Consider the following 25,393-nt stretch of genomic DNA (forward strand, 5'->3'; position numbering starts at 1 on the left):
TACGGAACGTGACCGGCTCGCGTCGCCGGGACCGCCGGTGACCGGCACCGTCGAGGCATACGGAGCCGAGCCGCCCGGGGCTCCGGGCTGCCCGGCTCCTCCCGCACCGGGAGAGCCGAAGGGGCACCCCCGTCGGCGAACCGCTGAGTACAGAGAGGCACCCGCCGATCATGTTTGTCCGCCGCAGCGCCGCGGTACTGGCCGCCACCGCCGTGATCGGCACGGCGTTCGCGCCGGCCGCCCTCGCCGACGAGTCCCCCACCGCGTCCCCGTCCCCGTCCCCGTCCCTGACGCTTCCCTCCGCCCTGTACGGCAGCACCGACCCCACGTACGACGGCGTCTGGCGGCAGTCGCTGGCGCTGCTCGCCCAGCACACCGTGGGCGTGAAGCCCGCGGCGAAGGCCGTCGACTGGCTCACCGGACAGCAGTGCGCGAACGGCGGCTTCGCGGCCTACCGCGCGGACCCGGCCACGAAGTGCGACGCCAAGACACAGGTCGACACGAACAGCACGGGCGCCGCACTCCAGGCTCTGGCCGCGCTCGACGCCGACGACACCGGGCCCGGAGCGGCGGACGCGGCAGACGCGGCAGACGCGGCCGTGAAGTGGCTGAAGTCCGTGCAGAACGAGGACGGCGGCTGGGGTTACCTCCCCGGCGGCGCCAGCGACACCAACTCGACGTCCGTCGTGATCGGGGCTCTGGAGGCCGCGGACACCGACACGCGGGACCTGCGGTCGAAGGACGACCGGACACCGTACGACGCCCTGCTCGGCCTCGCCCTCCCCTGCGGCGAAGGCGACGGGAACGGCGAGGACAGCGAGAACGGCGGCGCCTTCGCCTTCCAGCCCGACAAGAGGGGCAAGCTCGCGGCGAACGCCGACGCCACGGCGGCGGGCGTGCTCGGCGCACTCGGCGAGGGTCTGGTGACGGGCCCCGAGGACGACGGGCAGTCCGCCACGCCCTCCAGCGCCTCCAAGGCCGCCGAGTGCGCGGGCGGCGACTCCCCCACCCCGGAGGAGGCGGCGGCCAACGGCGCCGCGTACCTCGTCGGCGCGGTCGCCAGGACCGGTCACCTGGAGTCCGCCCTCGCGGGCGCCGAGGACCAGCCCGACCACGGCAACACCGCCGACACGGTCGTCGCGCTCGCGGCGGCGGGCCGGACGGCCGACGCGGGGAAGCCGCTGGCCTGGCTGGAGAAGAACTCCGGCTCCTGGGCGGCGGAGAGCGGCCCGGCCGCGTACGCGCAGCTGATCTTCGCGGCGCATGCCACCGGTACGGACCCGCGCGACTTCGGCGGCGCCGACCTGGTGAAGCAGCTCGGCGCGACGGGCCCGGCGGCAGAACCCGCAGACAACGACAACAAGAACAACAAGGACGACAAGCAGGCCACGCAGGACGCGGACGCGGACGCGAACAACGACGACAGCGGGGTCAGCGTCTGGTGGATCGTCGGGGTCGGCCTGGTCGGTGGCATCGGCGTCGGTTTCCTCCTCAGCAGCCGTACCAAGAAGCAGCGGCAGCCGTGACCCGCCGCCGCCCGGCCCTGCCCGCCCTGCTGGCCCTGGGCCTCCTGCTCGCCGTACTCGGCACGGCGGGGCAGGCCCAGGCGGTCGGCTATCGCTACTGGTCCTTCTGGGACCGCGATGCCGCCGCCGGTACGTGGGTGTACGCGACCCAGGGCCCGTCGACCGCGCGGCCGTCCGACGGTGACGTCCAGGGCTTCCGGTTCTCGGTGAGTGAGGACTCGAAGCACTCGGCGAAGCCCCGTGGGGAGAGCGGTTTCGCGGCGATCTGCGCGAAGACGCCCGCACGGGAGGGCGCCAAACGGGTCGCGCTCGTGCTCGACTTCGGTACGGCCGAGGACGCGCCGGCCGGTTCGACGCCGCCGGACCCGAGCCCGCGCACGGCCTGCGCCCGCGTCGACGAGGACGCGACGACCGCGGACGCCCTCGCCGCCGTCGCCAAGCCCCTGCGCTACGACACGAACGCCCTGCTGTGCGCCATCGCGGGCTACCCCCGCACGGGCTGCGGCGAGGCCGTGTCGGACGACACGGGGTCGGGCGACCGCCCCACGACCTCCTCATCGCCTCGCCGGGCGAGCGAACCCGGGGAGGGTGAAGGGGACGGGAACGGGGACGGCGGGCCTTCGGTGGGCCTGGTGACCGGGATCGCCGCCGTGGCCGTACTGGGCGCAGCCGCGACCTGGCAGGCCCGCCGTCGCCGCGGCTGACGACGGGACACAGACGATGACCACCGGCGAAAACACCGGCCAGGACCAGGACCGGGACCGGGACTGGGTTCAGGGCCAGGACCGGGACCGGGTTCAGGGCCAGGACCGCGGTCCCGGCCCCACTGCCCGGCCCACGGGCAGCACGAACCGCACGGGCAGCGCGGGCAGCACGAGCAGCGCGGGCAGCGCGAGCAGCACAAGCAGCGCCAGAACCATCGGACGCGCCACCAGCGCCACCAGCGCGACCAGCGACGCCGCCCCCGCGACCGCCCACCGCACGGAGAGCACCGGTCGGGCCGGTCGGGCCGGTCGGGCCGGACCCCGCGGTCGCGGGGCCGGGGCCCCGGCCGGCGCCGGCGCAGCCCGGACACGCCTCCGCGCCCCCCGCGCGACCCGTACCAACGCCATCCACCCCGGCGCCTGGTGGATCTGGGCCCTGGGCCTCGGAACCGCCGCGTCCCGCACCACCAACCCGCTCCTCCTCGCCCTGCTGATCGGCGTCGCCGGTTATGTGGTGGTGGCGCGCCGGACGGAGGCTCCCTGGGCCCGTTCCTACGGCGCGTTCGTGAAGCTGGCGCTCGCCGTACTCGGCATCCGGCTGGCCTTCGCCGTCCTCCTCGGCTCGCCCATCCCGGGCACGCACACCCTCGTCACCCTCCCCGAACTCCCCCTCCCCGACTGGGCGCAGGGCATCCGCGTCGGGGGCCGGGTCACCGCGGAGGGCCTGGTCTTCGCCCTCTACGACGGCCTGAAACTCGCCACGCTCCTCATCTGCGTGGGCGCCGCGAACGCCCTCGCGAACCCGGCCCGCCTCCTCAAATCACTCCCGGGCGCCCTGTACGAGGCGGGAGTCGCCGTCGTGGTCGCCCTCACCTTCGCCCCGAACCTGATCGCGGACGTCCAGCGACTGCGCGCGGCCCGGCGGCTGCGCGGCCGTCCCGACCGCGGGCTGCGCGGGCTGCTCCAGGTCGGACTGCCGGTCCTGGAGGGCGCGTTGGAGCGTTCGGTGGCTCTCGCGGCGGCGATGGACGCGCGGGGGTACGGCCGTTCCGCCGAGGTGCCCCCGGGTGTACGCCGCACCACCGCCGCCCTCACCCTCGGCGGCCTGGTCGGGGTCTGCGCGGGCACGTACGGTCTGCTCACCGCGGAGGGCGGCACCTACGGTCTGCCCGTGCTGCTCGCCGGACTCGCCGCCGCCCTCGCTGGCCTGCGGCTGGGCGGACGCCGCTCGCTGCGCACCCGGTACCGGCCGGACACGTGGGGCGTGCGCGCCTGGCTCGTCGCCGCGTCCGGTGCGGCCGTCGCGGCACTCCTCGTCCTGTACGCCTCGTCCGACGCGTACGCCTACGCGGCCCTGCACCCCGGCGTCGTCCCCCTCACCGCGCCGACCCTTCCGCTCATGCCCGCCGCGGCGATCCTCCTCGGTCTCCTCCCCGCCTTCGTCGCCCCGACCCCGACCCCAACCTCGACCCCCGCCCCCGCCCCCGCTCTCCAGGACCCCGGCAAGGAGCCCTCATGATCCGCTTCGAGGATGTCTCCGTGACGTACGACGGGGCGCCGGAGCCCACTGTCCGCGATATCGAACTCGCCGTTCCCGAGGGCGAGTTGGTGTTGCTCGTCGGCCCCTCCGGAGTGGGCAAGTCGACGCTCCTCAATGCCGTGAGCGGGCTGGTCCCGCACTTCACGGGTGGGACCCTGCGCGGACGCGTGACGGTCGCGGGCCGTGACACGCGCACGCACAAACCCCGTGAACTCGCCGACGTGGTCGGCACGGTGGGCCAGGACCCGCTCTCGCACTTCGTCACGGACACGGTCGAGGACGAACTCGCGTACGGAATGGAGTCGTTGGGCCTCGCGCCGGACGTGATGCGCCGCCGCGTCGAGGAAACCCTGGACCTGCTCGGACTCGTCGACCTGCGTGACCGCCCCCTCTCCACACTCTCCGGCGGACAGCGGCAGCGGGTCGCGATCGGCTCGGTCCTCACCCCGCACCCCGACGTCCTGGTCCTCGACGAGCCGACCTCGGCCCTCGACCCCGCCGCCGCGGAAGAGGTCCTCGCGGTCCTCCAGCGCCTCGTCCACGACCTCGGCACGACGGTCCTCATGGCCGAACACCGCCTGGAACGCGTCGTGCAGTACGCCGACCTGGTCGCCCTCCTCCCGTCCCCGGGCGCCCCCTTGCTGCTCGGCACACCGGCCGAGGTCATGGCCGTGTCGCCGGTGTACCCACCGGTGGTGGCCCTCGGCCGGCTCGGCGGCTGGTCCCCTCTGCCGCTGACGGTCCGGGACGCCCGGCGCCGGGCGGGTCCGCTGCGGGACCGCCTGGAGGGCATCCCGTACGCGGGATCGGGCGCCCGCGGCCCCGTACCCACCCCCGCGCCATCGGTGGCGGGTGGCGCGGCATCCGCCCGCCGCCCCCGGCTCTTCCGCAAGCGCCCGCCCGAGGCACCCCTCACCGCCCACCCGGCGGTGGTCACCGGCCTCGCCGTCCGCCGTGGCCGCACCGAAGTGCTTCACGACGTCACCCTGTCCGTCGCCCCCGGCGAGACCGTCGCGCTCATGGGCCGCAACGGCGCGGGCAAGTCGACGTTGCTCTCCGCCCTCGTCGGCCTCGTCCCTCCCGCGGCGGGTTCGGTCCGCGTGGGCGGGCTCCAGCCCCATCGCACGGCGCCCGGTGCCCTCATCCGTCACGTCGGCCTCGTACCGCAGGAGCCCCGGGATCTGCTGTACGCGGACACGGTGGCCGGGGAGTGCGCGGCGGCGGACTCCGACGCGGGGGCCGGGGCGGGCACCTGCCGGGCCCTGGTGTCCGAGCTGCTGCCGGGCATCGAGGACGACACGCATCCGCGCGACCTGTCGGAGGGGCAGCGGCTGACCCTGGCCCTGGCGGTCGTGCTGACGGCCCGGCCGCCCCTGATCCTCCTCGACGAGCCGACCCGCGGCCTCGACTACGCGGCCAAGTCGCGTCTGGTCACACTGCTGCGAGCCCTCGCGGCCGAAGGGCACGCCATCGTCCTCGCCACCCACGACGTGGAACTGGCCGCCGAGCTCTCCCACCGGGTCGTCATCCTCGCGGACGGCGAACCCGTCGCCGACGGTCCGACGGCGGAGGTCGTCATCGCTTCCCCGTCCTTCGCCCCGCAGGTCACCAAGGTCCTCTCCCCGCAGAAGTGGCTGACGGTCTCCCAGGTGCGCGAGGCTCTGAGCGCGTCCGAGCCGACGGAGGGCGTGCGCTCATGAGCAGCCGCCCCCGTGCCCAGCCTCAGGCCCGACCCATCCGGCTGGGCCCGCGTTCCGTCGCCGCCCTCGTCCTGGTCGGTGCCATCGGGCTCGCCGCGCTGACCTGGCCCTTCTTCAGCGGGCCGACCTCGCAGGTGGGCGCCCACTCGAAGGACGCGCCCTGGCTGTTCGCGGGGCTGCTCGTGCTGCTGGTCGGGGTCGTCGCGGCGACGATCTCCGAGTCGGGTCTCGGCCCCAAGGCCGTGGCCATGCTCGGGGTGCTGGCCGCGACGGGGGCCGCGCTGCGGCCGATCGGGGCCGGTACGGCGGGTATCGAGCCGATGTTCTTCCTGATGGTGCTGAGCGGGCGGGTGCTGGGGCCGGGGTTCGGCTTCGTGCTCGGGTCGGTCACGATGTTCGCGTCCGCCCTGCTCACGGGCGGGGTCGGGCCCTGGATGCCGTTCCAGATGCTGTCCATGGGCTGGTTCACGATGGGCGCGGGGCTGCTTCCGGGCCCGGACCGGCTGCGCGGCCGGGGCGAACTGGCGATGCTGGCCGCGTACGGCTTCATGGCGGCCTTCGCGTACGGCACGTCGATGAACCTGGCGGGCTGGCCCTTCATGGACGCGCTGTCGTCGAACGTGGCCTTCGACGCGCACGACGCCGTGCACACCAACCTGGCCCGGTTCGTCGCGTACTGCCTGGCCACCTCGCTCGGCTGGGACCTGGGCCGGGCGACGGTGACGGTCGTCCTGACCCTCACCCTCGGCGCGACGGTCCTCAAGGCGCTCCGCCGGGCCACGCGCAGGGCGGCTTTCGAGACGCCGGTCACGTTCGCGGGCCCCGATGGCGACCACGGTGGTGCGGCGCCCGTCACACCACCCGGCCGCACACTGTAGAAACCGCAACTACGTGCTGTCACGCGCACCGTGCGCACCTCGTGAGGCGGCCCACAGGACCTTGGTCCTCCACTATGGGCGATCGTAGACCGCAGCTCTTGTCATGCCCACGGCCTTAGCCCCGCTGACCTGCGGGTTGAGAGCCACGTCACAGCAGGACCTTTCGCGGCGGATACGGCCACAACTAGCAAAAGGGGGCATTGCGGACGCGTCGTCGGCCTGGTTCATTGGTGGAGTCGCAAGGCGCCGACGTGCCCCTCAGGGCCTCGGCGCCGCCGCATGCCAGGGCTGACGTCAGGGCGTACGAGCGACCGCCCCGTCCCCGAAGAAAAGGTTCTCCGTGTCCTTCTCCACCCGCATCCGTCTCGTCGCCACCCCGAAGAAGGCCCTCACCGGCGCCGCCGTGGCAGCCGCCACCGCCGGCATGGTCCTCGCGGCGGGCCCCGCCCAGGCCGCGGCCCCCACGGTGGCCTCCTCCGCGTCGGCCAGGACGATCGCGCAGAAGATGATCCACGACGACGCCCAGTACAAGGCGTTCTCGAAGATCGTCGAGCACGAGAGCGGCTGGGACGTCGACGCCACGAACTCCTCCTCCGGCGCCTACGGCCTGGTCCAGGCACTGCCCGGCTCGAAGATGTCCTCCGCGGGCTCCGACTGGAAGACGAACGCGAAGACCCAGATCAAGTGGGGCCTCGACTACATGAACTCCCGCTACGGCAGCCCGGTCGGCGCCTGGAGCTTCTGGCAGGCGAACGGCTGGTACTGAGCCGACCCGCACCACCCCCCGTACGCGAAGGCGGCGGCCCCGATCCCCGGGCCGCCGCCGTCGCCATGCGCCGCGCGGCACTGCGCGCCACGCTCAGCCCCAGGCGCCGGCCCGCACCCGGGTGACGGCGGTACTGAGGAGGCGGACACCCCTGGTGGAGCCGGGGTCCACGCCGGTCAGAGCCCGTACCCGGCTCAGCCGGTAGTCCAGGGTGCGGGGGTGGACGTGCAGCGCGGTGGAAGCCCGCAGCCGGTTCATGTCGGCGCGGTAGTAGGCGTCCAGCGTCGCCACCAGATCGGGTCCCTCCGCCAGGCGTCTTGTGAGGTCACGTAACCAGTCGTCGAGCTGGGGCAGTTGCACAAGACCCATCTCGACGAAGACGTCGGCGGCCGTGCAGGCGCGGTCGGGGGGACTCGTGACGGGCGCGGCCCTGCTGACCAGCCTGGCCGTCTGCGCGGTCTCGGCCAGCGCGGAGACCGCTCCGGTGGCCGTGCCGACGGCGCACGGCAGTCCGACGGCAGCCGAGAAGTCCTGGGCGAGGGAGAGGACGCGCCCGTCCACCGCGGCCTGGTCCGTGTCATCGGCCGGGACCAGCGCGACGAACTCCTCCGGCCGCCGCCAGAGCATGGGCACCCGATGGGCCGGGAGGAACGGTTCGAGCAGCGCGGCACGCGCCCCGCTGTCCGGAAGGGAGCATGACGCCGGGAACCGCAGCACGGTGACGGCGTAGCGGCCAGGAGTGGGCAGGCCCAGGTTCCGGGTGACGTCGGGGGCGGCGGGATCGTCGGCCAGCAGCATCCTCGCGCACGACTGGACCCGCGCCACCGCCGACAGCGCACGGGAGCGCCCCTTCTCGAATCCGAGCACATAGGCGCCACGAGCTGTCCCGGCCTGCGCGGAGAACCAGGTGACCATGCGCAGCAGACCGTCCATGTCGTGCGTGGCGGGCGCCTCGCTGATCTCCCGCAGCATGGAGCTGGTGTGCAGCGTGAGGGCGTACTGCTGGGAGGATTCGGAGAACCCCTTCGCCCCACGGTCCTGTCCGATCGACGAGATGAAGGAGAGATCCTCGGCCGAAAGCGGATCTCCCTCCCGGGCGAGGGAGATGGTGCGGCGCCGGATGGAGACCGCGAATTCCATGATCGCGTCGTAGAGTCGCGGCTCACTCTGCGCCCGCTGGTATTCGGGGAGTTCCTTCGCGTACATGTCGACGGCGTTCTTGGCGTTCTGCGTGACCTGGCTCTCCAGGATGTCGAAGATATCCCGCACGATCGCTCCTCCGTAGGCTCCCGTAGGTCCTGCCGTGACGTCCAGCAGCAGGTCATGCCCATGTCAGCGATGCGCCTCGCTGCCACCTCTGAGCATTCGCGGGAACACGCCTGTTGGATTGCGTCCAGGTGAAAAGGTGAGGGCGGGCGACGTCCTCGTCGTCCAGGGCAGGGTCACTCTCCCCAAGGGGGTCGAGCCCGGGGACACCGAGGTCTTCCTGCAGACCTACCGGGAGAGCCGGTACCGGGCGAAGACGACCACCGAGGACGACGGCTTCTTCGTACCGTCCGTGCGGGTCCGCGACTACGACGACACGTGCACGCTGCGCACGGCCACGAGGGGCACGTACGTGTCCGGCGCGAGCCAGTCGCTCCCGATCACCAACACCTCACCGCCTCGCACCTGGCAACTGGCGGCTAGCGGCTAGCGGCTGATCGGCGGGTCATCCTCGCTCTGGCGGGGGTGACCCAGCCACTTCCCGTCGCGCATGATGACCCTGCCGCGCAGCTCCGGCTCGCCGCGCCAGGCGCGCACGGTCTTCGGCACCACGCGTACGTACAGAAAGGCCCCCTCCTCGGCACGCGGGTCCCAGCCGAACTTGCCGGCGAACGCCTCCGCCGCGTCCGGGGGCACCTGCTGGTCGGGGAAGCACTCCGCCTCGCCCTGGAGAAGCACCACATCGAAGGTGTCCGGCAGCGCCAGGCGCACGCGCGGCTCCGCACGGACGTTCCGTGCGGTCACGGAGGTCGCACCGGTGCACATCCAGACCGCTCGTCCGTCCCACAGGAACCACAGGGGCACCTGGTGCGGCCCGTGATCCGGATGAGCTGTCGACACCCAGACGTCCCGCTCCCTACCGAGGCGTTCCAGCGTGTCGCGCCTGCGCTCCGGCGTCCCGCGACGTTCCGTTCCCGTGATCCGCATGGTTGTCGAACCTAGCCAGCAACTCACCGGCCCGCATGAGGCATGAGACCTAGTACTCCAGCAGGATTTCGCTGTCTGACCTGTGGGTTTGGCCGGGCGGCTGGAGTGTAGCGGGCCGGGGCATGGTCAGGGACAGTCTCACGGAGACCGCCCCTCGAACGTGCGACAACGCCGCAAGTAGTGACAGCGACGAGGGCAGATTCCTCGTGATGACCGAGCGTTCTGCCGCGCAATGGGACCTGGAGCTCGACGACCTTTTCATCAGCATCGGCCATCGTTTCGGCCGGGTGGAGCTCCGGCGTCGCATGCGTGACTACGTACGCGGGCTGCTGGCCCCGGTCGCCCGGAAGAACAGCTGGCAGCTGGCCGAGCAGGCAGGCCACGCCACTCCCGACGGCCTGCAGCACTTGCTGGCCGGCGCGAAGCGGGAGCCCGACGACATTCGTGATGACCTGCAGCAATACGTCGCCGGCAGGCTCGGCGAGGACGACGGTGTCCTGCTCATCGACGACACCGGCTTCATCAAGAAGGGCACAGCTTCCGCCGGGGTCCAGCGCCAATATTCCGGCACCGCCGGGGCCCGCATTTCAATAACTGTCAGCGATGGAGTTCCGCAGGGGTTGTTCGGGCGTGTAGTTGTTCCAGCGTGCGGGCGGGCGATCCGGGTATCGGCGTGATCAGGATCCGGTGCAGGTCCAGGAGCCGTTTTGCGTCCTGGTACTGGATGGACAGGTTGGTGCGGTTGACGCCCAATAGTTGGGCCAGGAACGTCATGGTCACCACTCTGCGGCGGCGCAGGATGGCTGCCAGGAGCCGGTGGGTGTGATCGACACTGCTTGTCTGCGGATGGCGGTAGCCGCGCGGGCGGTGGAAGCGTCGCTGGAATGCTGCCTCGGCCAAGGCGTCCCAGAAGGGCTCCGAGACATTCACCAGATGCTCGAAGGCGGTTCGTGACATGCCGGTCAGGGCCGGATCTATGAGCTTCGCGGTCAGGGCCGGGGCGGTCCGGTGTGTCGTTGCCGGCGCGTCTGGCGCTCGCGGTGGAACGGGATCCAGTGTGTAGTTCCAGTCGCCGTGGAAGGCGTTGGGTCTGATCGCAAGGGCATGGAACTCCGCCGGCGTAATGCTGATGCCGAGGCCGTAGCTGCCTGTGTCCAGTTCGGCCCCAATGGCCAGCCCTGTCTTGGTTGTTGTGGCAGTGATGGTCTCAAGGACGACCTGGTAGCTGGTCAGCGGCCGCCCTCGCCAGTTCGCGGTGATGTGACAGAACATCCGGTGTTCTATCTGGGCCGGCGCGTGGTGCTGCGGGCCCTCGCCTCGCCGCTGCCCATCACCTGGGTCACCGCGGATTGCGCCTACGGGCAGGAAAGTCGCTTCCGCCGGCTGCTGGAGCAGTCCGGCGTCGGCTATGTGCTGGCCGTCCCCAAGTCCCAGTTCACCGTGGGCTGTCCCCGCATCGACGGCCTGTTTGCGCAGGCCCCGGCCGAGGCGTGGGAGAAGCTCTCCTGCGGCGACGGCGCGAAGGGACCTCGCGCCTACCACTGGGAGGCAGTGCGGCTGCCGGCCGTTGCCGAGTTCGACTACCAGGGTGAAGTCCCGCACCGGATGCGGTGGGCGCTGGCCCGCCGCAGCATCTCCCGCCCCGACGAAATCGCCTACTACCTCGCCTACACCCCCTTGGAGGCGGTCACAGCCCACCAAGCCGACGAAAAGGGGGCGCAACCGGTGAGAGAGCCGGGGCCATCGCGCTCACAGTGGCGGAGGTTCGGCGACTCCTGGCAGCTTGTCGTCCCCCACCCCCTCACCTGCGTGGACGCCGAGGCAGACACCACGCGGTGAACTGGTCGAACTGGCGCCGACGACGCCAGGCAGTCGCTCGTCGCTGTCACTACCGGCGGCGCTGTCGCACGTTCGAGGGGCGGCCTCCGTAAGACCGTCCCTGACCATGCCCCCGCCCGCTACACTCCAGCCGCCCAGCCAAACCCCACAGGTCACACAGCGAAATCCTGCTGGAGTACTAATCCCAGCGACCGACGCTCCCTCGGCCCGCGCCTGAAGGGTCTCGCACAAGGCTGCGAACTCTTCTCCGGCGGCCCCGTTCCAGGTGAAGTCCTGACGGGCCGTCGGCCGCGACGCTAGCGTGGCATCGCCGAAATGCCGTCAAGGGGGACGCATGACTGATGGACACAGCGACAGCCGCATCGAGTTGGCCGACGCCGTGCAGGTCGTCCGGGATCAGCTGATCCTCGCGGCGTCCCGGGCGACCGGGCAGGACGTGGCCTTCGAAGTCGGCGACATCGAGTTGGAGTTCAATGTCGAGCTGCAGAAACAGAAACAGGGTGGCGCCAAGGTGAAGGCGTGGGTCTTCGAGGCGGGGGTGGACGCGGGCGGAAGCCGTACCCGTACCCATCGGGTCGCGGTCACACTCAGGGCGCTGGACTCACGGACCGGGCGCCCGTGGAAGGTACGGAACGAGAACCTGGGGAGCGTAAGAAAATTCGGGGGTGAGGACGGGCGGTGATCGGGGGGAGCGTTCTGGACCGCGTCGTTGTGATGTGGGGCGAGGGACAGGGTAGCGGGGTGCTGCTCGACCAGCGGCAGGTGCTCACCGCGTGGCACGTGGTGGCGTACAGCCGGCGCGTCGAGGTGGTTCATCCCCTGTCGGGCGAACCGGTGATGTGCAAGCTCGGCTGGGCGGACGAGGAACACGACGTGGCGGTGATGCTCGCCGAGAGAGACATCATCAGTGCCGAGCGCGCCGCGCCTCTGGGTCTTCTACGGTACGGCGAGATCGCCACCGACTCCCCCCTGACGCACTGCCAGATCGTCGGCTTCCCCGAGGTCCAGCGCTATGGGGACCGGTGTGAGGACCTGGAGTACGACCAGTACCGCGCGACCGTGCTGCCGATGGCCGGACGGAGGAGAGGCGGCCTCGTCTGCGCACTGGACGGGTCGGCAGCCGAGGAACGAGGGGATGGAACCACGCCTCTCGCCGGGCTGTCGGGCGCTCCGGTCTTCGCGGGTCCTGTGCTGCTCGGCGTGGTGACCCAGGTGCCGCAAGGCCGCGACCACCTCCGGGTCGAAGGGACGCCGATCAAGTCCGCCGCCAACGTGAGCAGCGGGCCGTTCTCTCACCACTTGCGCTGGGAGAAGATCACTCACGTACACCCCCGTGACGAGCACTTCGAGGCGCAGTACGCGAGTGATCTCAGCTCCCAGTACCGCAAGACGGAGATCTTCGGCATCGAGGAACTCGGCCGGAGCGAGGCCCGCTGGGACCTCGACACCGCTTACCTGAGTCTGCGGGCCGAATCCAACACGCACGCGGACAGGTCGTTGGCCGAACCGGACTGGGGCATCACGCGGCGCATCGAGGATCTGCTGGCCGGGCGGCCCCGCGTGCTGCTCCGGGGGGAGGCGGGGGCCGGAAAGACGACGCTCGTGTGGTGGCTCGCGGCCCATGCCGCGAGCGGCACCCTCGGCGAGCAGCTCACCGAACTGAACGGGCTCGTGCCGTTCGTGATCCCCCTGCGCGAAGTGCACACACGCGGCGGTTTCCCCTCGGTGGCGGACCTCCTCTCCGCGAGCCGGTCCATCACAGGCGGCCCGCCCGACGGCTGGGCCGCGCGGGTACTCACGGCGGGCCGGGCACTGCTCCTGGTGGACGGCCTGGACGAGGTGTCGGCGCCACAGCGGGAGGAGGCCCGGAGCTGGCTCTCGAACCTCCTCGACCGTTACCCCCGTACACGTTGTGTGGCGACCGTGCGCCCCAACGCCGTCGACGAACAGTGGCTCGAACGGGACCACTTCGCCGAGCTCACGCTGCTGCCCATGAGCTACGAGGACATCCGTGCCTTCGTCCATGCCTGGCACAATGCGGCCCGCCTCGAATGCGATCACTTCTACGACACCGGTCGCGGCGGCGAAGAACAGGACCTCCTCACCTTCCTCGAAGAGGACCTACTGCACCAACTGGAGCAGAACCCCGCGCTCGGCGACCTCGCCCGCACCCCCTTGCTGTGTGCCGTGATCTGCGCGCTGCACCGCCGCCGCCGGGGACTGCTGCCCACCACCCGCTGGTCGCTGTACCGGGCCGCCCTCGCGATGCTCCTCGGTGGGCGTGACGTGGGGCGGGGCGTCCGGCACATCGATCACATCACGCTGGAACCCGACGACCAGCACGCGCTGCTCCAGCGGCTCGCCATCTGGCTGGTGCGGACCGGACAGCAGCAGATGACCCATGACGAGGCCGTCCACCAACTCGTCGCGCCGGTACGGGACATGCCGCAAGTCCAGGAACAGGGCACCCCCGACCGCATCCTCCGCTTCCTGCTCGACCGCAGCGGCTTGCTCCAGGAACGTGCGGACAGCGCGGTCCAGTTCATCCACCGTACGTTCCAGGACTTCCTGGCGGCCAAGGAGTTCCACGAGAGCGGATACCTCCCCGAACTCCTGAACCACGCCGTCGACGAAGCCTGGCAGGACGTGATCGTGCTCGGCGTCGGCCACGCCTCACGCTGGGACGCCGAGAGGTTCATCGAGCGCCTGATCGTTTTCGGAGACGAGGCCACGAGACGGGAGCAGCGGTGCTTACTGCACGTCTTGGCGGCCCGCTGTGCGGTCAGCCTGCGGCAGCTCAGCTCCGGGCTGACGTGGGCGCTGAAGATTCGTGTGGGCGCGCTGATGCCGCCGCTGGACACGGAGGTCGAGGACATGGCGATGCTGGGCGACTGGGCCGTGGAAGTACAGCCGGACGGTCCTGACAGTTCGGTGACCCGGTCCACCGTGCGGCTGCTCGCGCTCGTGCGCAGTGACAAGGCGAGGCAGAAACTTCGGAAGTACGCTACGCATCCGGATCCGCAGGTTCGCAGCGAACTCGCCAGGGTATGGGATGCCCATCCCCTGGAGGCGTACGCCAATGAGGTGCTGGCGGGTATACACGTGCCCTATCTGGCCGTCGACCAGCGGGAGAGACTCAAGCGGCTGAGCGTCTTCGGGTCCATCGCCGACATTTCGGTGAGCGGTTCGCATCCGGAGTCCGAACTGGACGCCTGTCTACCGGTGGACATGGCCTCGCTCGCGCTGCGCGGAAACCATCTGATCCAAAACCTCGACTTCCTCCGCGGCCGCGTGGGTCTGACACGGCTTGAGGTGTGGGACTGTCAGTCACTCACGGACCTCCTTGCGCTGCGGGACCTCAATCTGTCGTACCTCAGGCTCAGTTCGGGCTCTGCGGTACTCCCACCGCATCCGGGCGTTCGCGAACTGGTACTGGGGGCGGAATACGGCGAGGTGTTCCCCGACCTGAAGTCCTGGACGTCCCTGGAACAACTGACCCTCTGGGGCAACCGGAACGTGCCGGATATTCTCCGGGCCGCGCTCCGCGCGCCCCGGCTCACCCGGATCGAGCTGAGAATCGGTTCCCTCGACGACCTGGCCTCCCTGGACCCGAACCTTCGTGTGCGGAGCCTGAAGATCAGCGGCCTGCGGGACCACGCCCGCATCGGCCAAGTGCGCCGGGCCTTTCCCCACCTCACGGCTCTGGACCTGGGGCTGGACGGCGGTGGTCCTGAGGTACTCGATCTGACGGACTTGCAGGACCTGCCCGACCTGGGGCTCTACGTCTGGGGCGTGCTCCCGGAGCACTCCGCCATCCTGGGCACGGAAGGGTTCGGCGACCGGCTCCAGCTCAGCAATCAGCGATCAGCAAGACCGGTCGCCACTCCGTCCAGGAACCTCGACCAGGTGTAGGAGGGTGTTCCGAGCCGGGGGCCGGTGGGGTTCAGCCGCCGTCCGGACTCCTTCCGCTCAGAGCCGCTGAATGATCGTCCCCGTCGACAACGCCCCGCCCGCGCACATCACGATGAGTGCGAACTCCTTGTCCCTGCGCTCCAGTTCATGGAGTGCCGTGGCGATGAGCCGCACCCCCGTCGCCCCGACCGGATGCCCGAGCGCGATCGCGCCGCCGTTCACGTTCACCTTCGCCAGGTCCTGCTCGAAGACCTGGGTCCAGCTCAACACCACCGACGCGAAAGCCTCGTTGATCTCGACGATGTCGATGTCCTTCAGGGACATCCCGGCCTTGCCCAGGACGGCCTTCGTCGCGTCGATCGGTCCGTCGAGGTGGAAGTGCGGGTCGGAGCCGACCAGCGCCTGGGCGACGATCCGGGCACGGGGGCGCAGCTTCAGCGCCCGTGCCATCCGTTTCGACGCCCACATGATCGCGCCGGCGCCGTCGGAGATCTGGGAGGAGTTGCCGGCCGTGTGGACGGCCGTGGGCATCACCGGCTTGAGTTTCGCCAGGGCCTCCATGGACGTGTCGCGCAGCCCCTCGTCGCGGTCGACGAGCCGCCACATGCCCTGCCCGGCGCGCTGCTCGTCCTCCGTCGTGGGCACCTGCACGGCGAACGTCTCACGCTTGAAGCGTTCCTCGGACCACGCGACGGCCGCGCGCTCCTGGGAGATGAGCCCCAGCGAGTCCACCTTCTCGCGCGTCAGCCCGCGGTGGCGCGCGATCCGCTCCGCCGCCTCGAACTGGTTCGGCAGGTCCACGTTCGACTCGTCGGGGAACGGCTTACCCGGTCCGTGCTTGGACCCGGAGCCCAGCGGCACCCGCGACATGGCCTCGACGCCGCACGAGATGCCGACGTCGATCACTCCGGCCGCGACCATGTTGGCGACCATGTGCGAGGCCTGCTGCGAGGAACCGCACTGGCAGTCGACCGTGGTCGCCGCCGTCTCGTACGGCAGTCCCATCGTCAGCCAGGCCGTGCGGGCGGGGTTCATGGACTGCTCACCGGCGTGTGTCACCGTGCCGCCGACGATCTGCTCGACGCAGTCCGCGTGGATGCCCGTACGGCCGAGGAGTTCACGGTAGGTCTCGCCCAGCAGATAGGCGGGGTGCAGATGGGCGAGCGCGCCACCGCGCTTGCCGATGGGGGTGCGTACGGCTTCGACGATCACGGGTTCCGCGGCCATGGGAGGTTCCTCTCCTCGGGTCACCCGCGCGGCGCGGGCGTCCCGGCCCACCCGCCACGCTGAACTAGTACGCGTTCTAGTTCTGTGTGCAGTCTGCTGACCCGGCGTCCGTCACCGCAAGGGTCGTGCAGCTCCCGAAGTCACGATCTGCACGGACCTGGTGCCGCGACAGGCACCAGCGCGGAAGCAGCCCGCGGGGGAACGAAGCACGCATCGGGATTCGGGGTGCCGCGCCTCTTGCCTCTTGTAGAACCCGTTACTACCTTCACGGCAATTCCCGGTGCCTGATGGACCGTCAGAACACGACCGTCGCACGACCTGGAGTGACCCGACCGTCGCACGACCTGGAGTTGCCCATGCCCTGTCCAGCGCTGCCCGACGGGTTCGATTTCACCGACCCCGATCTGCTGCACCACCGCGTGCCCCTCCCGGAGTTCGCCGAGCTGCGTCAGGCCGAACCGGTCCGCTGGATCCCGCAGCCGGCCAATGTCGCCGGCTTCCAGGACGAGGGCTACTGGGCCGTCACCCGGCACTCCGACGTCAAGTACGTCTCCACGCACCCGGAGTTGTTCTCCTCCACCCTCAACACCGCGATCATCCGCTTCGGCCCGCACATGGAGCGGGACGCGATCGACGCCCAGCGGCTGATCCTGCTCAACATGGACCCGCCCGAGCACACCCGGGTCCGCCAGATCGTCCAGCGCGGCTTCACCCCGCGCGCCGTCCGCGCCCTGGAGGAGAACCTGCGCCACCGCGCCGGCCGGATCGTCGAGACCGCCCTCGCGAACGCCGGCCCCGGCGGCTCCTTCGACTTCGTCACCGAGGTCGCCAGCGAGCTGCCCCTCCAGGCGATCGCGGAACTCATCGGCATCCCGCAGGACGACCGCGCCAAGATCTTCGACTGGTCCAACAAGATGATCGCGTACGACGACCCGGAGTACGCGATCACCGAGGAGATCGGCCAGGAGGCCGCCACCGAGATCCTCGCCTACGCGATGAACATGTCGGCCGACCGCAAGCAGTGCCCCGCCAAGGACATCGTCACCACGCTGGTGGCCGCCGAGGACGAGGGCAACCTCGCCTCCGACGAGTTCGGCTTCTTCGTACTGATGCTGGCCGTCGCGGGCAACGAGACGACCCGTAACGCCATCACGCACGGCATGCACGCCTTCCTCACCCACCCCGACCAGTGGGACCTCTACAAGCGGGAGCGCCCGGCGACCGCCGCGGAGGAGATCGTCCGCTGGGCCACGCCCATCGTCGCCTTCCAGCGCACCGCCACCCAGGACACCGAACTGGGCGGCAAGCAGATCAGGAAGGGCGACCGCGTCGGCCTCTTCTACTCGTCCGCCAACAACGACCCGGAGGTCTTCGACACGCCGGAAATCTTCGACATCGACCGGGACCCGAACCCGCACCTCGGCTTCGGGGGCGGCGGCCCGCACTTCTGCCTCGGCAAATCCCTGGCCACGCTGGAGATCGACCTCATCTTCAACGCGATCGCCGACGCGATGCCCGGGGTGCGCCTGGTCGGCGACCCGCGCCGACTGCGCTCGGCCTGGATCAACGGCGTGAAGGAACTGCGGATCGGCGTCGACTGAGGGATCGGCCGGAGGATTCCTCCGGCCGGTGAACGTTTTTGCCCCGTTACGCGTCTTCACAGGTGGCACAGCCAACCCACACCTTCGAAGACTTCGAACGGAAACGCCGAGCCGTGGTCCCAGCCGAACTGTCCCCCGTCAGACAGGAGGGCGCGCGGACCGCCCGGAAGCGGGACCTCCGACCGGTTTGGGGGCCGATGTGGGGGTCGATGTGGGGGCCGGTATGGACACGGCACCGCGTGCCGCTCCTAGCCACCGTTCCGACCGTCCCGCTGTACGTGGTCTGGTGGCTGTTCCTGGCCACCGGCGGCGGCGATCTGGCCGCCCAGGAGGCCTGGGCCGACTTCGCGTCCCGGCACGGCGGATCGGCGTACAGCCTGTTCTGGTACGGCGGGATGCACACCGCCAACTACAGCCTGATCTCGCCCTATCTGATGGCCGCCGTCGGCGTGCGGACGGTCACCGTCGCGGCCGGGCTGCTGGCCGCCTGGCTGGCCGCGGCCCTCCTCGTCCGTACGGGGATCGGCCGCCCCCTGGGCCCGGCGCTGCTCGCGTCGCTCGCCCTGTGGTGCAACGTCGCGTCGGGGCGTACGACGTTCGCGCTCGGCGTCGCGCTCGGACTCGCCGCCTGTGTGCTGCTGACCCGGCAGCGGCGTCTACCGCCGGCGTGGGCGTACGCGGCGCTCGCGACCATGGCGAGCCCGGTCGCGGGCCTGTTCCTGGTCGTCGCGGGGGCCGGCCACGCCCTCGTACGGGACCGGGCGCGGGCCGCCGCGCTGATCGCACCGCCGGTCCTGGTGGTGGGTGCGACGACCCTGCTCTTCCCGTTCACCGGCGAGCAACTGATGCCCGCCGCCCGGATCTGGCCGCCGGTACTGCTCGCTCTCGTCGTGCTGACGCTGGCCCCGCGCGGCTGGCGGGTGCTGCGCCGGGGCGCGCTCGTGTACGCGGCGGGGACGGTCCTCACGTACCTGGTGCCCTCGCCGGTCGGCACGAACGTGGAACGGCTGGCGGAGCTGTTCGCCCCGGCGGCGCTGCTGGCCGCGCTGCTCGCGGTACCGAGGTCGGGGCCCGCCCTGGCGAGACGGCGCGTCGCGCTGACCATGGCGCTGGTGTTCTCCGTGGGCTGGGTCGGCAAGAAGACCGTCGACGATCTGGAGGTGTCGACCGTGGTGCCCGCCTGGGCCCACGACACCACCAGCGTCGTGGAGGCCCTGGACCGGCTCGGCGCGGACCGTACGCGCGTCGAGGTGGTCCCGGCCCGCAACCACCGCGAGGCCACCGCGCTGGCCCCGCACGTGAACCTGGCGCGCGGCTGGAACCGGCAGCTGGACATGGAGCGCGGCCGGCTCTTCTACGACGGGACGTTCTCGGAGAGGACCTACCGGGCCTGGCTCGACCGGTGGGCCGTCGGCTTCGTGGTACTGCCCTCGGGGAAACCGGACGGCTTCGCGGAGGACGAGGCGCGCCTGGTCAGGAACGGCACGCCGTGGCTGGAGCCGGTGTGGCGGGACGCGAACTGGCGGGTCTACCGGGTGCGGGGAGCCGTACCGCTGGTGTCGGCGCCCGCCTCGGTCGTACGGGCCGACAGCGCGGCGGTCGTGGTGCGGGTCCCGCGCCCCGGCCCGGTGACCGTGCGGGTCGCGTTCTCGCCGTGGCTGCACGCGGAGGGGGGCTGCCTCGAAAAGGAGGGCGAGTTCACGCGGCTGACGGTGACCGAGCCGGGCGAGTACCGGATCAGCTCGGGGTACGGCCCTTCGCCGGGCCCGGCCCCGCGGTGCTGACCTCACCGGCCGCACGGGTCTCACCGGCCGCACGGGCTCCATCGGTCTCACCGGCCGCACTGATCTCACCGGTCTCACCGGTCTCACCGGTCTCAGCTTCCTCGACCCTCTGAGCTTCCCCGGCTCTCTCGGCTCTCTCGGCCCTCCCGGCTTTCCCGGCCCTCCCGGCCTCCTCCGAGGCTCCTTCGGACGCTTTCGTGAGTGCGAGCGAGCGGGGCCTGGGTCCCTGGAGCAAGTAGGTAAGCCCGAAGCCGGCGCCGACGACGGCCGCGCCGCCCACCGCGTCCAGCACCCAGTGGTTGCCGGTCGCCACGATCGCGGAGACCGTGAACAGCGGGTGCAGCAGCCCGAGGGCCTTCATCCACCACCTGGGGGCGATGATCGCGATGACGAGCCCGCACCACAGCGACCAGCCGAAGTGCAGCGAGGGCATCGCCGCGTACTGGTTGGTGAGCGCGGTCAGCGTGCCGTAGTCCGGCTGGGAGAAGTCCTGTACGCCGTGCACGGTGTCGATGAAGCCGAGGCCGGGCATCAGCCGCGGCGGGGCCAGCGGGTAGAGCCAGAAGCCGACGAGCGCGAACAGCGTGGCGAAGCCGAGCGCCGAGCGGGCCCAGCGGTACTCGGCGGGCCGACGGGCGTACAGGACGCCGAGCACGGTCAGCGGGACCACGAAGTGGAACGACGTGTAGTAGAAGTTGAAGAAGTCCTCCAGCCAGCCGATCCGCACGACCGTGTGGTTGACCCAGTGCTCGATGTCGATGAAGAGGAACTTCTCGATCGAGTGGATCTGTTCGCCGTGCTGTTCGGCGGTGGCCCGGCCCCCGGTGTTGGTACCGCCGGTCGCCGCGAGCCTGACCTGCTGGTACGCGGAGTAGCCGACGCGGATCAGCAGCAGTTCGAGGAGCAGGTTCGGCCGGGTGAGGACCCGGCGCAGGAACGGCAGCAGGGGGACGCGCTTCCACCGGGTGGGCACCGGCCGCGCGTACTCGGTCGGGACGGGCGACCGGTAGTACTCCGACGTACGGGACAGGAACGGAACCACGGTCGCGGCGGCGAGGGCGGCGAGCAGCACGACGTTGTCGCGCAGCGGGTAGAGGGACGCCATGTTCGGCAGCATCATCTTGGCCGGCAGGGTCATGACCAGGATGACGGCGACCGGCCACACGTAACGGTCGCCCGCCTTCTTGCCGACGCGGCCGACCAGCGCGAGCAGCACCCACAGCAGCTGGTGCTGCCAGGTGGTCGGCGCGACGGCGACGGCGACGCAGCCGGTGACCGCGACGGCGAGCAGCAGCTGCCCGTCGCGGGCGTAGCGCACGGCGCGGCGCAGGCCGAGCACGGCGACGGCGGTGCCGAGCGCCAGGAAGAGCCCGATCTCCAGTGGCCCCTCGACACCGAGGCGCAGCAGCGCCCCGTGCAGCGACTGGTTGGCGAGATCGTCGGCGGGCCGCCCGAGCCCGGCCCCGGCCAGATGATGCACCCAGTACGTGTACGAGTCGTGCGGCATCGCCGCCCACGCGAGCGCGGTGAGCGCGGCGAAGGTGAGCGCGGAGGAGACGGCGGCCCTGCGGCGGCCGGTGAACCACAGGAGCGGCGCGAACAGCAGGACGGTGGGCTGCAGGGCCGCGGCGAGGCCGATCAGTACCCCGCTCGCCCGTTCCCCGCGCACCGCGAAGCAGCCGAGGAGCACCAGCAGGACCGGGATGATGCTGGTCTGGCCGAGATACAGGGTGTTGCGCACGGGCAGCGACAGCATCAGCAGGCTGATCGCGACGGGCGCTGCCAGCAGGGCCGTACGGCGGCTCACGGGGTGGGGGAGGGCGCGGGCGGCGAGCAGTCCGAGGGCGACCACCAGCAGCAGCGTGCCGAAGGTCCAGCCCCAGCCGAGGGCCTGCTCGGCCGCCTTGGTGAGGGGTTTGAGGACGAGCCCGCCGAAGGGTGTGCCCGTGAAGCGCGTCGAGTCGTACAGCGAACCGTTCACATGCAGCACGCCGTCGGGTCCGACCCAGGTCTCCAGATCCGTCAGGCGCTCGCCCCTAGGCGTACTCAGGACGACGGCGACCTGTCGGACGGCCAGTACGGCGGCGACCAGCCACAGGCCCGCGCGGACCATGCCCAGCCGCGCTCCGGCCGCCGCGGGCGCCGTCGCCCCGAAGGGATCACCTGGTCGTCCGCCGTGCTCCACATTTGCCACGTGCCGTCGGCCCTCCCGCCCCGTTCGTCCTCTACGCCCCATGAGCCCCATGAGTCCCTGGGGTCCCGTGCGTCTGTTTCCTGTTCGAACTCTAAGAGGCTCGCACCACCCCCGATGTGAGACGCGGGCAACCCCCTCTTCACCTGACGTCCTCCATTCTTTTGTCCCGATGGAGGTGTTGTAAGGCTGAAGAGAGCCCACGGCACGCCGCCACGCGAGGCCGTGACGGGAATACAACCACCCGACATGCCGATAACCGGCTATATTCGGCTACGGAACTAGTTAGCGCATCTAACTAGGCAGACGAAAGGCTTACCGCATGACCGAGCCGCAGCTCTGGCACGACGTGGACGACTACTTCACCGGGCTCCTCGCCCCGCCGGACGCCGCCCTGACCGAGGCGCTGCGCGACAGCGACGCCGCCGGACTTCCGCAGATCAACGTCGCCCCGAACCAGGGCAAGCTGCTGCATCTCCTCGCCGTGATCCAGGGCGCGACCCGCATCCTGGAGATCGGCACACTCGGCGGCTACAGCACCATCTGGCTGGCCCGCGCTCTCCCCGAGGACGGCCGGCTGATCACCCTGGAGTACAGCGAACAACACGCCGAGGTGGCCCGGCACAACCTCGCCCGCGCCGGTCTGGACAAGATCACCGAAGTGCGGGTGGGGCCGGCCCTGATCGGCCTGCGGACACTGGCCGGGGAGAATCCCGCGCCCTTCGACGTGGTCTTCATCGACGCGGACAAGGTGAACAACCCGCGCTATGTGGAGTGGGCCCTCAAGCTCACCCGGCCGGGCAGTCTGATCATCCTCGACAACGTCGTCCGCGGGGGCGCCGTCACCGACGCCACCAGCGACGACCCGAGCGTGCGCGGCACCCGCGAGGCGCTCGACCTGTTCGCCGCGCACCCCAGGGTGACCGCCACGGCGATCCAGACGGTGGGAGTGAAGGGGTACGACGGGTTCGCGCTGGCGCGCGTACTGCCGTAGGCGGCGCCTGTCGTGGGCGCCGACTGCCACAGGCCCCGCCGGCGAAGGTTTCGCCGCACCCCCAGGGCGTCAGACCTCGTGGTAGAAGCCCACGTTCACGCTGCGCGGGCCCGTGCGGTCGTGGATGACCAGCTCGCCCGAACCGCCCATGGGCAGCGTCGCCGTCCCGCCGTACGGCAGCGGCTGCTGGACTCCGCCGCCTCCGCCCACCAGCGAGAAGCGCACCTCGGACGACGGGTCGTCGTGCGTGCCCCGCAGCCAGGTCACCTGCCAGGTCCCCTCGGGCCCGCACAGGAACTCCAGGTGGACCCGCGAGACGAACAGCCAGTCGTCGGGCGTCGCGAGGCGGCAGGCGCCCCGGTCGCGCCCCACCCGCAGCATGGCGCCCGGCTCGCTCGGCGCGTCGGCCATCTGCATTCCGGCCGTCGCGCCGGCGTCCGTCCCGGACACCGAGGCCATGGTGAGTTCGAGCACGTGCGCTCCTTCGTTCCCGCGCGTTCCCGCGTTCCGACGTTCCGACTGTCCCGCGCCGGGACGTGTTCGACGCCCGGCGACGTATCGCCGCCGAATGATAGAGCGCCGGGACGTACGACGTCCGGCACAGTCGCATACCGCTCCGCACAGTCCATACCGTGCGGCACGGTCGCATACCGCTCGCAGGTCCCCGCGCGGCCTGCCGGAACGACCTCCGGAACGGCCTCGGGAACGGCTTCCGGCACGGTTTCCGGCACAATGGACGCATGACCGAGCGCAAACCTCCCGGGGTCGGCTTCGAGTCCTGGGTCGACCGACAGATCCGCGAGGCGGAGGCACGCGGCGAGTTCACCGAACTCGTCGGTGCGGGCAAGCCGTTGCCGAGCGGCCCCGACACGTCGTACGACGAACTGTGGTGGATCAAGCAGAAGATGGCCCGCGAGGGCATGTCCGTACTGCCTCCCACGCTGGCGCTGCGCAAGGAGGCGGAGGACGCGCTGGAACAGGCCGCCACCGCGCCGTCGGAGCGGGTGGTGCGGCGGATCGTCACGGAGATCAACGCGAAGATCCGCGAGATGATGTTCAAGCCGCCACCCGGCCCACCGCTGGGCCTCAAGCCGTACGACGTGGAAGAGATCGTCCGCGCCTGGCACGAACGCCACGCGGCCTGACGGCCGACGGCCACGCCGGTCGGGTCGACGCTCGACCGCCACCATCGCGGCGCCCACTGAACCCGACCGCCGCCACCGCACCGCCTGACACTCGACCGCCGCCGTCGCACCCTCCCGTCGTCCCTGCGGGACGCCCGGCCGCCGTCACCACGCCCGCTGACGCGCCACCGCCGATCCGACTGGCCCGGCCACCGGCGAGGCAGGCACACCGCCGCCGCGAGCCCGCGCCGCCCTCGCGGGACGCCCGGCCGCCACCACGCCCGCTGACGCGCCAGCGGTCGGCGGGCAGCGGCCAGCGGTCGGCGGGTAGCGGCCAGCGGGTAGCGGCGAGGTGGGCACCCGTGGCTGTCGCGCGCCATCGCGGCGCCCGCTACGGGATGCCCGACCGGTCGGCGCCTCCTCGGCCGGGCGTGGATTACGGGCACGGGTCCATGACCCCGGTCCTGGGCCGGCCCCGGCCCCGGACCCGTGACACAGGTCCATGGCACAGGTCCACGCGACAGGTCCATGGCACGGGTTCGCTCACGAGCGAGGCCCCGCCCCGGCACATCGCCCGGGCGGGGCCTCCTCACTCATAAAACCCACCGCAACCGACTTGCCGCGCACGTCAGTTACGCGGACCCGGCCGGCCGGGCTCAGATCTTCAGCAGCCGTTCCGTCAGTTCGCGGTAGTCCTTCAGGGCAAGCCGCAACTGCTCCGTGTCGGCCGTGTCGTCGGCGGAGTTCTGCCAGGACGTGCTCAGGGCGCGCCGTCGCTGGGTGACGGCGTCGGTGAACCGTTCAGCGACCTCCTGGAGCACCTGGTCCGCCTCCTCGACCGAGCCTCGGGGCCCGTCGACGAACCCGGCGACCGCGTGCTGCAGCCGCAGCGACCACTTGTCGCCCTCGTCGTGCGGCATGAGCCGCCCGCCGGTACTCACACCGCCCCCGGTCCCGGTCCCGGTCCCGGTCCCGGCGTTCACCCTCGCCTCGGCACCGCGGACGCCCTCGCGGGACGCGCCGCCCCGGCCGCCGCCCGGAGCCGCCTTGCCGGTGCCGCCGGCGACCTTCCCGGCAACGCCCTCACGCGCCGGTGAGCGGTCCTGCTCCGGCGTACGCGGACCGGCGGCCGGAATCCGCCCGCCGACCACCGTGTCCTGGCCGTCCCGCGCACGCTCCTGGGCCGCCGTGTCCCGGCCGCCGAGCACATCGTCGCGCGCGGCGGAGTTTGCCCGCGTCGAGGCCTCGGGCCCCGCCGTGCCCGCGTTGCCCGTGAGCCGCCCGGCCGCGGACCCGCCGCCGTGCGCCGCGCCGCCGGTTCGTGGCGTCCTGGTCACATTGCCCCGCTCGTCCCGCTCATCGCGCTCGTTCCGCTGATCCTTGGAAGGACCTGCCGCGGTGTTGTCCGGCATGC

At 71.2% G+C, this 25,393-nt stretch carries 20 protein-coding genes and 2 pseudogenes; 15 read left to right on the forward strand and 7 right to left on the reverse strand.

The window, feature by feature from the left end; all coding sequences use genetic code 11:
- Positions 1-170: 170 nt before the first annotated feature.
- The 6 genes from ACIOKD_RS31170 to ACIOKD_RS31195 all read left to right on the forward strand — a co-directional run bounded on the left by ACIOKD_RS31170 (position 171) and on the right by ACIOKD_RS31195 (position 7,114).
- Positions 171-1,526, forward strand: a complete 1,356-nt coding sequence (locus ACIOKD_RS31170) for a prenyltransferase/squalene oxidase repeat-containing protein (protein WP_402090616.1) — start codon at positions 171-173, stop codon at positions 1,524-1,526.
- Positions 1,523-2,230, forward strand: a complete 708-nt coding sequence (locus tag ACIOKD_RS31175) for an SCO2322 family protein (RefSeq protein WP_402090617.1) — start codon at positions 1,523-1,525, stop codon at positions 2,228-2,230. Before ACIOKD_RS31170 ends, ACIOKD_RS31175 begins: the two co-directional genes overlap by 4 nt.
- Positions 2,231-2,636: 406 nt before the next feature.
- The gene (locus ACIOKD_RS31180) at positions 2,637-3,749 is read left to right on the forward strand and encodes an energy-coupling factor transporter transmembrane component T (RefSeq protein ID WP_402090859.1); all 1,113 of its coding nucleotides are present in this window, start codon (positions 2,637-2,639) and stop codon (positions 3,747-3,749) included.
- Positions 3,746-5,470, forward strand: a complete 1,725-nt coding sequence (locus ACIOKD_RS31185; RefSeq protein ID WP_402090619.1) for an ABC transporter ATP-binding protein — start codon at positions 3,746-3,748, stop codon at positions 5,468-5,470. The genes ACIOKD_RS31180 and ACIOKD_RS31185 overlap by 4 nt, the downstream gene beginning before the upstream one ends.
- The gene (locus tag ACIOKD_RS31190; RefSeq protein ID WP_402090621.1) at positions 5,467-6,348 is read left to right on the forward strand and encodes an ECF transporter S component; all 882 of its coding nucleotides are present in this window, start codon (positions 5,467-5,469) and stop codon (positions 6,346-6,348) included. Before ACIOKD_RS31185 ends, ACIOKD_RS31190 begins: the two co-directional genes overlap by 4 nt.
- 340 nt (positions 6,349-6,688) lie before the next feature.
- Complete coding sequence (locus ACIOKD_RS31195) at positions 6,689-7,114, forward strand: transglycosylase SLT domain-containing protein (RefSeq protein ID WP_402090623.1); 426 nt, start codon at positions 6,689-6,691, stop codon at positions 7,112-7,114.
- 93 nt (positions 7,115-7,207) lie between these two features.
- Here the strand turns inward: ACIOKD_RS31195 and ACIOKD_RS31200 are convergent, their stop codons facing one another.
- Positions 7,208-8,383 (reverse strand): PucR family transcriptional regulator, encoded by a 1,176-nt coding sequence (locus tag ACIOKD_RS31200; RefSeq protein WP_402090625.1) that lies wholly within the window; start codon positions 8,381-8,383, stop codon positions 7,208-7,210.
- A 136-nt stretch (positions 8,384-8,519) separates the two neighbouring features.
- On the opposite strand from ACIOKD_RS31200, the gene ACIOKD_RS31205 reads away from it, so the two are divergent.
- The gene (locus ACIOKD_RS31205) at positions 8,520-8,810 is read left to right on the forward strand and encodes a hypothetical protein (RefSeq protein WP_402090627.1); all 291 of its coding nucleotides are present in this window, start codon (positions 8,520-8,522) and stop codon (positions 8,808-8,810) included.
- On the opposite strand, the gene ACIOKD_RS31210 is transcribed toward ACIOKD_RS31205, so the two are convergent.
- Positions 8,807-9,307 (reverse strand): pyridoxamine 5'-phosphate oxidase family protein, encoded by a 501-nt coding sequence (locus ACIOKD_RS31210; protein WP_402090629.1) that lies wholly within the window; start codon positions 9,305-9,307, stop codon positions 8,807-8,809. The two genes, ACIOKD_RS31205 and ACIOKD_RS31210, sit on opposite strands and share 4 nt — an antisense overlap.
- A 209-nt stretch (positions 9,308-9,516) precedes the next feature.
- On the opposite strand from ACIOKD_RS31210, the pseudogene ACIOKD_RS31215 reads away from it, so the two are divergent.
- A pseudogene (locus ACIOKD_RS31215) lies at positions 9,517-9,885 on the forward strand (transposase); the annotation flags it as partial.
- On the opposite strand, the pseudogene ACIOKD_RS31220 reads toward ACIOKD_RS31215, so the two are convergent.
- Positions 9,885-10,594 (reverse strand): annotated as a pseudogene (locus ACIOKD_RS31220) (ISAzo13 family transposase); the annotation flags it as partial. The pseudogenes ACIOKD_RS31215 and ACIOKD_RS31220 sit on opposite strands and share 1 nt — an antisense overlap.
- Between ACIOKD_RS31220 and ACIOKD_RS31225 the strand changes: the two are divergent.
- The 3 genes from ACIOKD_RS31225 to ACIOKD_RS31235 all read left to right on the forward strand — a co-directional run bounded on the left by ACIOKD_RS31225 (position 10,583) and on the right by ACIOKD_RS31235 (position 15,058).
- Positions 10,583-11,146 (forward strand): hypothetical protein, encoded by a 564-nt coding sequence (locus tag ACIOKD_RS31225; protein WP_402090631.1) that lies wholly within the window; start codon positions 10,583-10,585, stop codon positions 11,144-11,146. The pseudogene ACIOKD_RS31220 and the gene ACIOKD_RS31225 overlap by 12 nt on opposite strands.
- Before the next feature lie 334 nt (positions 11,147-11,480).
- The gene (locus tag ACIOKD_RS31230; RefSeq protein WP_402090633.1) at positions 11,481-11,828 is read left to right on the forward strand and encodes a trypco2 family protein; all 348 of its coding nucleotides are present in this window, start codon (positions 11,481-11,483) and stop codon (positions 11,826-11,828) included.
- Between the two features lie 59 nt (positions 11,829-11,887).
- On the forward strand, positions 11,888-15,058 hold the full coding sequence (locus ACIOKD_RS31235; RefSeq protein WP_402090635.1) for an NACHT domain-containing protein: 3,171 nt from the start codon (positions 11,888-11,890) through the stop codon (positions 15,056-15,058).
- A gap of 57 nt (positions 15,059-15,115) precedes the next feature.
- Here ACIOKD_RS31235 and ACIOKD_RS31240 read toward each other — a convergent pair whose 3' ends face one another.
- On the reverse strand, positions 15,116-16,285 hold the full coding sequence (locus tag ACIOKD_RS31240) for a steroid 3-ketoacyl-CoA thiolase (RefSeq protein ID WP_402090637.1): 1,170 nt from the start codon (positions 16,283-16,285) through the stop codon (positions 15,116-15,118).
- A gap of 356 nt (positions 16,286-16,641) precedes the next feature.
- Here ACIOKD_RS31240 and ACIOKD_RS31245 point away from each other — a divergent pair, with 356 nt between their 5' ends.
- Together ACIOKD_RS31245 and ACIOKD_RS31250 are read left to right on the forward strand one after the other, a co-directional pair.
- On the forward strand, positions 16,642-17,886 hold the full coding sequence (locus tag ACIOKD_RS31245; protein ID WP_402090639.1) for a cytochrome P450: 1,245 nt from the start codon (positions 16,642-16,644) through the stop codon (positions 17,884-17,886).
- A gap of 197 nt (positions 17,887-18,083) precedes the next feature.
- Positions 18,084-19,670: a hypothetical protein gene (locus ACIOKD_RS31250; RefSeq protein WP_402090641.1), complete on the forward strand. Its 1,587-nt coding sequence runs from the start codon at positions 18,084-18,086 to the stop codon at positions 19,668-19,670.
- On the opposite strand, the gene ACIOKD_RS31255 is transcribed toward ACIOKD_RS31250, so the two are convergent.
- On the reverse strand, positions 19,624-21,864 hold the full coding sequence (locus ACIOKD_RS31255) for a bifunctional glycosyltransferase 87/phosphatase PAP2 family protein (protein ID WP_402090643.1): 2,241 nt from the start codon (positions 21,862-21,864) through the stop codon (positions 19,624-19,626). The two genes, ACIOKD_RS31250 and ACIOKD_RS31255, sit on opposite strands and share 47 nt — an antisense overlap.
- Positions 21,865-22,183: 319 nt before the next feature.
- Here ACIOKD_RS31255 and ACIOKD_RS31260 point away from each other — a divergent pair, with 319 nt between their 5' ends.
- Positions 22,184-22,855: an O-methyltransferase gene (locus ACIOKD_RS31260; protein ID WP_402090645.1), complete on the forward strand. Its 672-nt coding sequence runs from the start codon at positions 22,184-22,186 to the stop codon at positions 22,853-22,855.
- Positions 22,856-22,924: 69 nt separating this feature from the next.
- On the opposite strand, the gene ACIOKD_RS31265 is transcribed toward ACIOKD_RS31260, so the two are convergent.
- Positions 22,925-23,329 (reverse strand): hypothetical protein, encoded by a 405-nt coding sequence (locus ACIOKD_RS31265; RefSeq protein WP_402090647.1) that lies wholly within the window; start codon positions 23,327-23,329, stop codon positions 22,925-22,927.
- A gap of 266 nt (positions 23,330-23,595) precedes the next feature.
- On the opposite strand from ACIOKD_RS31265, the gene ACIOKD_RS31270 reads away from it, so the two are divergent.
- The gene (locus ACIOKD_RS31270; protein ID WP_402090649.1) at positions 23,596-24,000 is read left to right on the forward strand and encodes a DUF1992 domain-containing protein; all 405 of its coding nucleotides are present in this window, start codon (positions 23,596-23,598) and stop codon (positions 23,998-24,000) included.
- A 635-nt stretch (positions 24,001-24,635) separates the two neighbouring features.
- Here ACIOKD_RS31270 and ACIOKD_RS31275 read toward each other — a convergent pair.
- Positions 24,636-25,391 carry a hypothetical protein gene (locus ACIOKD_RS31275; RefSeq protein WP_402090651.1) on the reverse strand — a complete coding sequence of 252 codons (756 nt, stop codon included), beginning with the start codon at positions 25,389-25,391 and terminating at the stop codon, positions 24,636-24,638.
- Positions 25,392-25,393 lie beyond the last annotated feature (2 nt).

This window comes from Streptomyces sp. NPDC087844, from assembly GCF_044742785.1.
GTDB lineage: Bacteria > Actinomycetota > Actinomycetes > Streptomycetales > Streptomycetaceae > Streptomyces.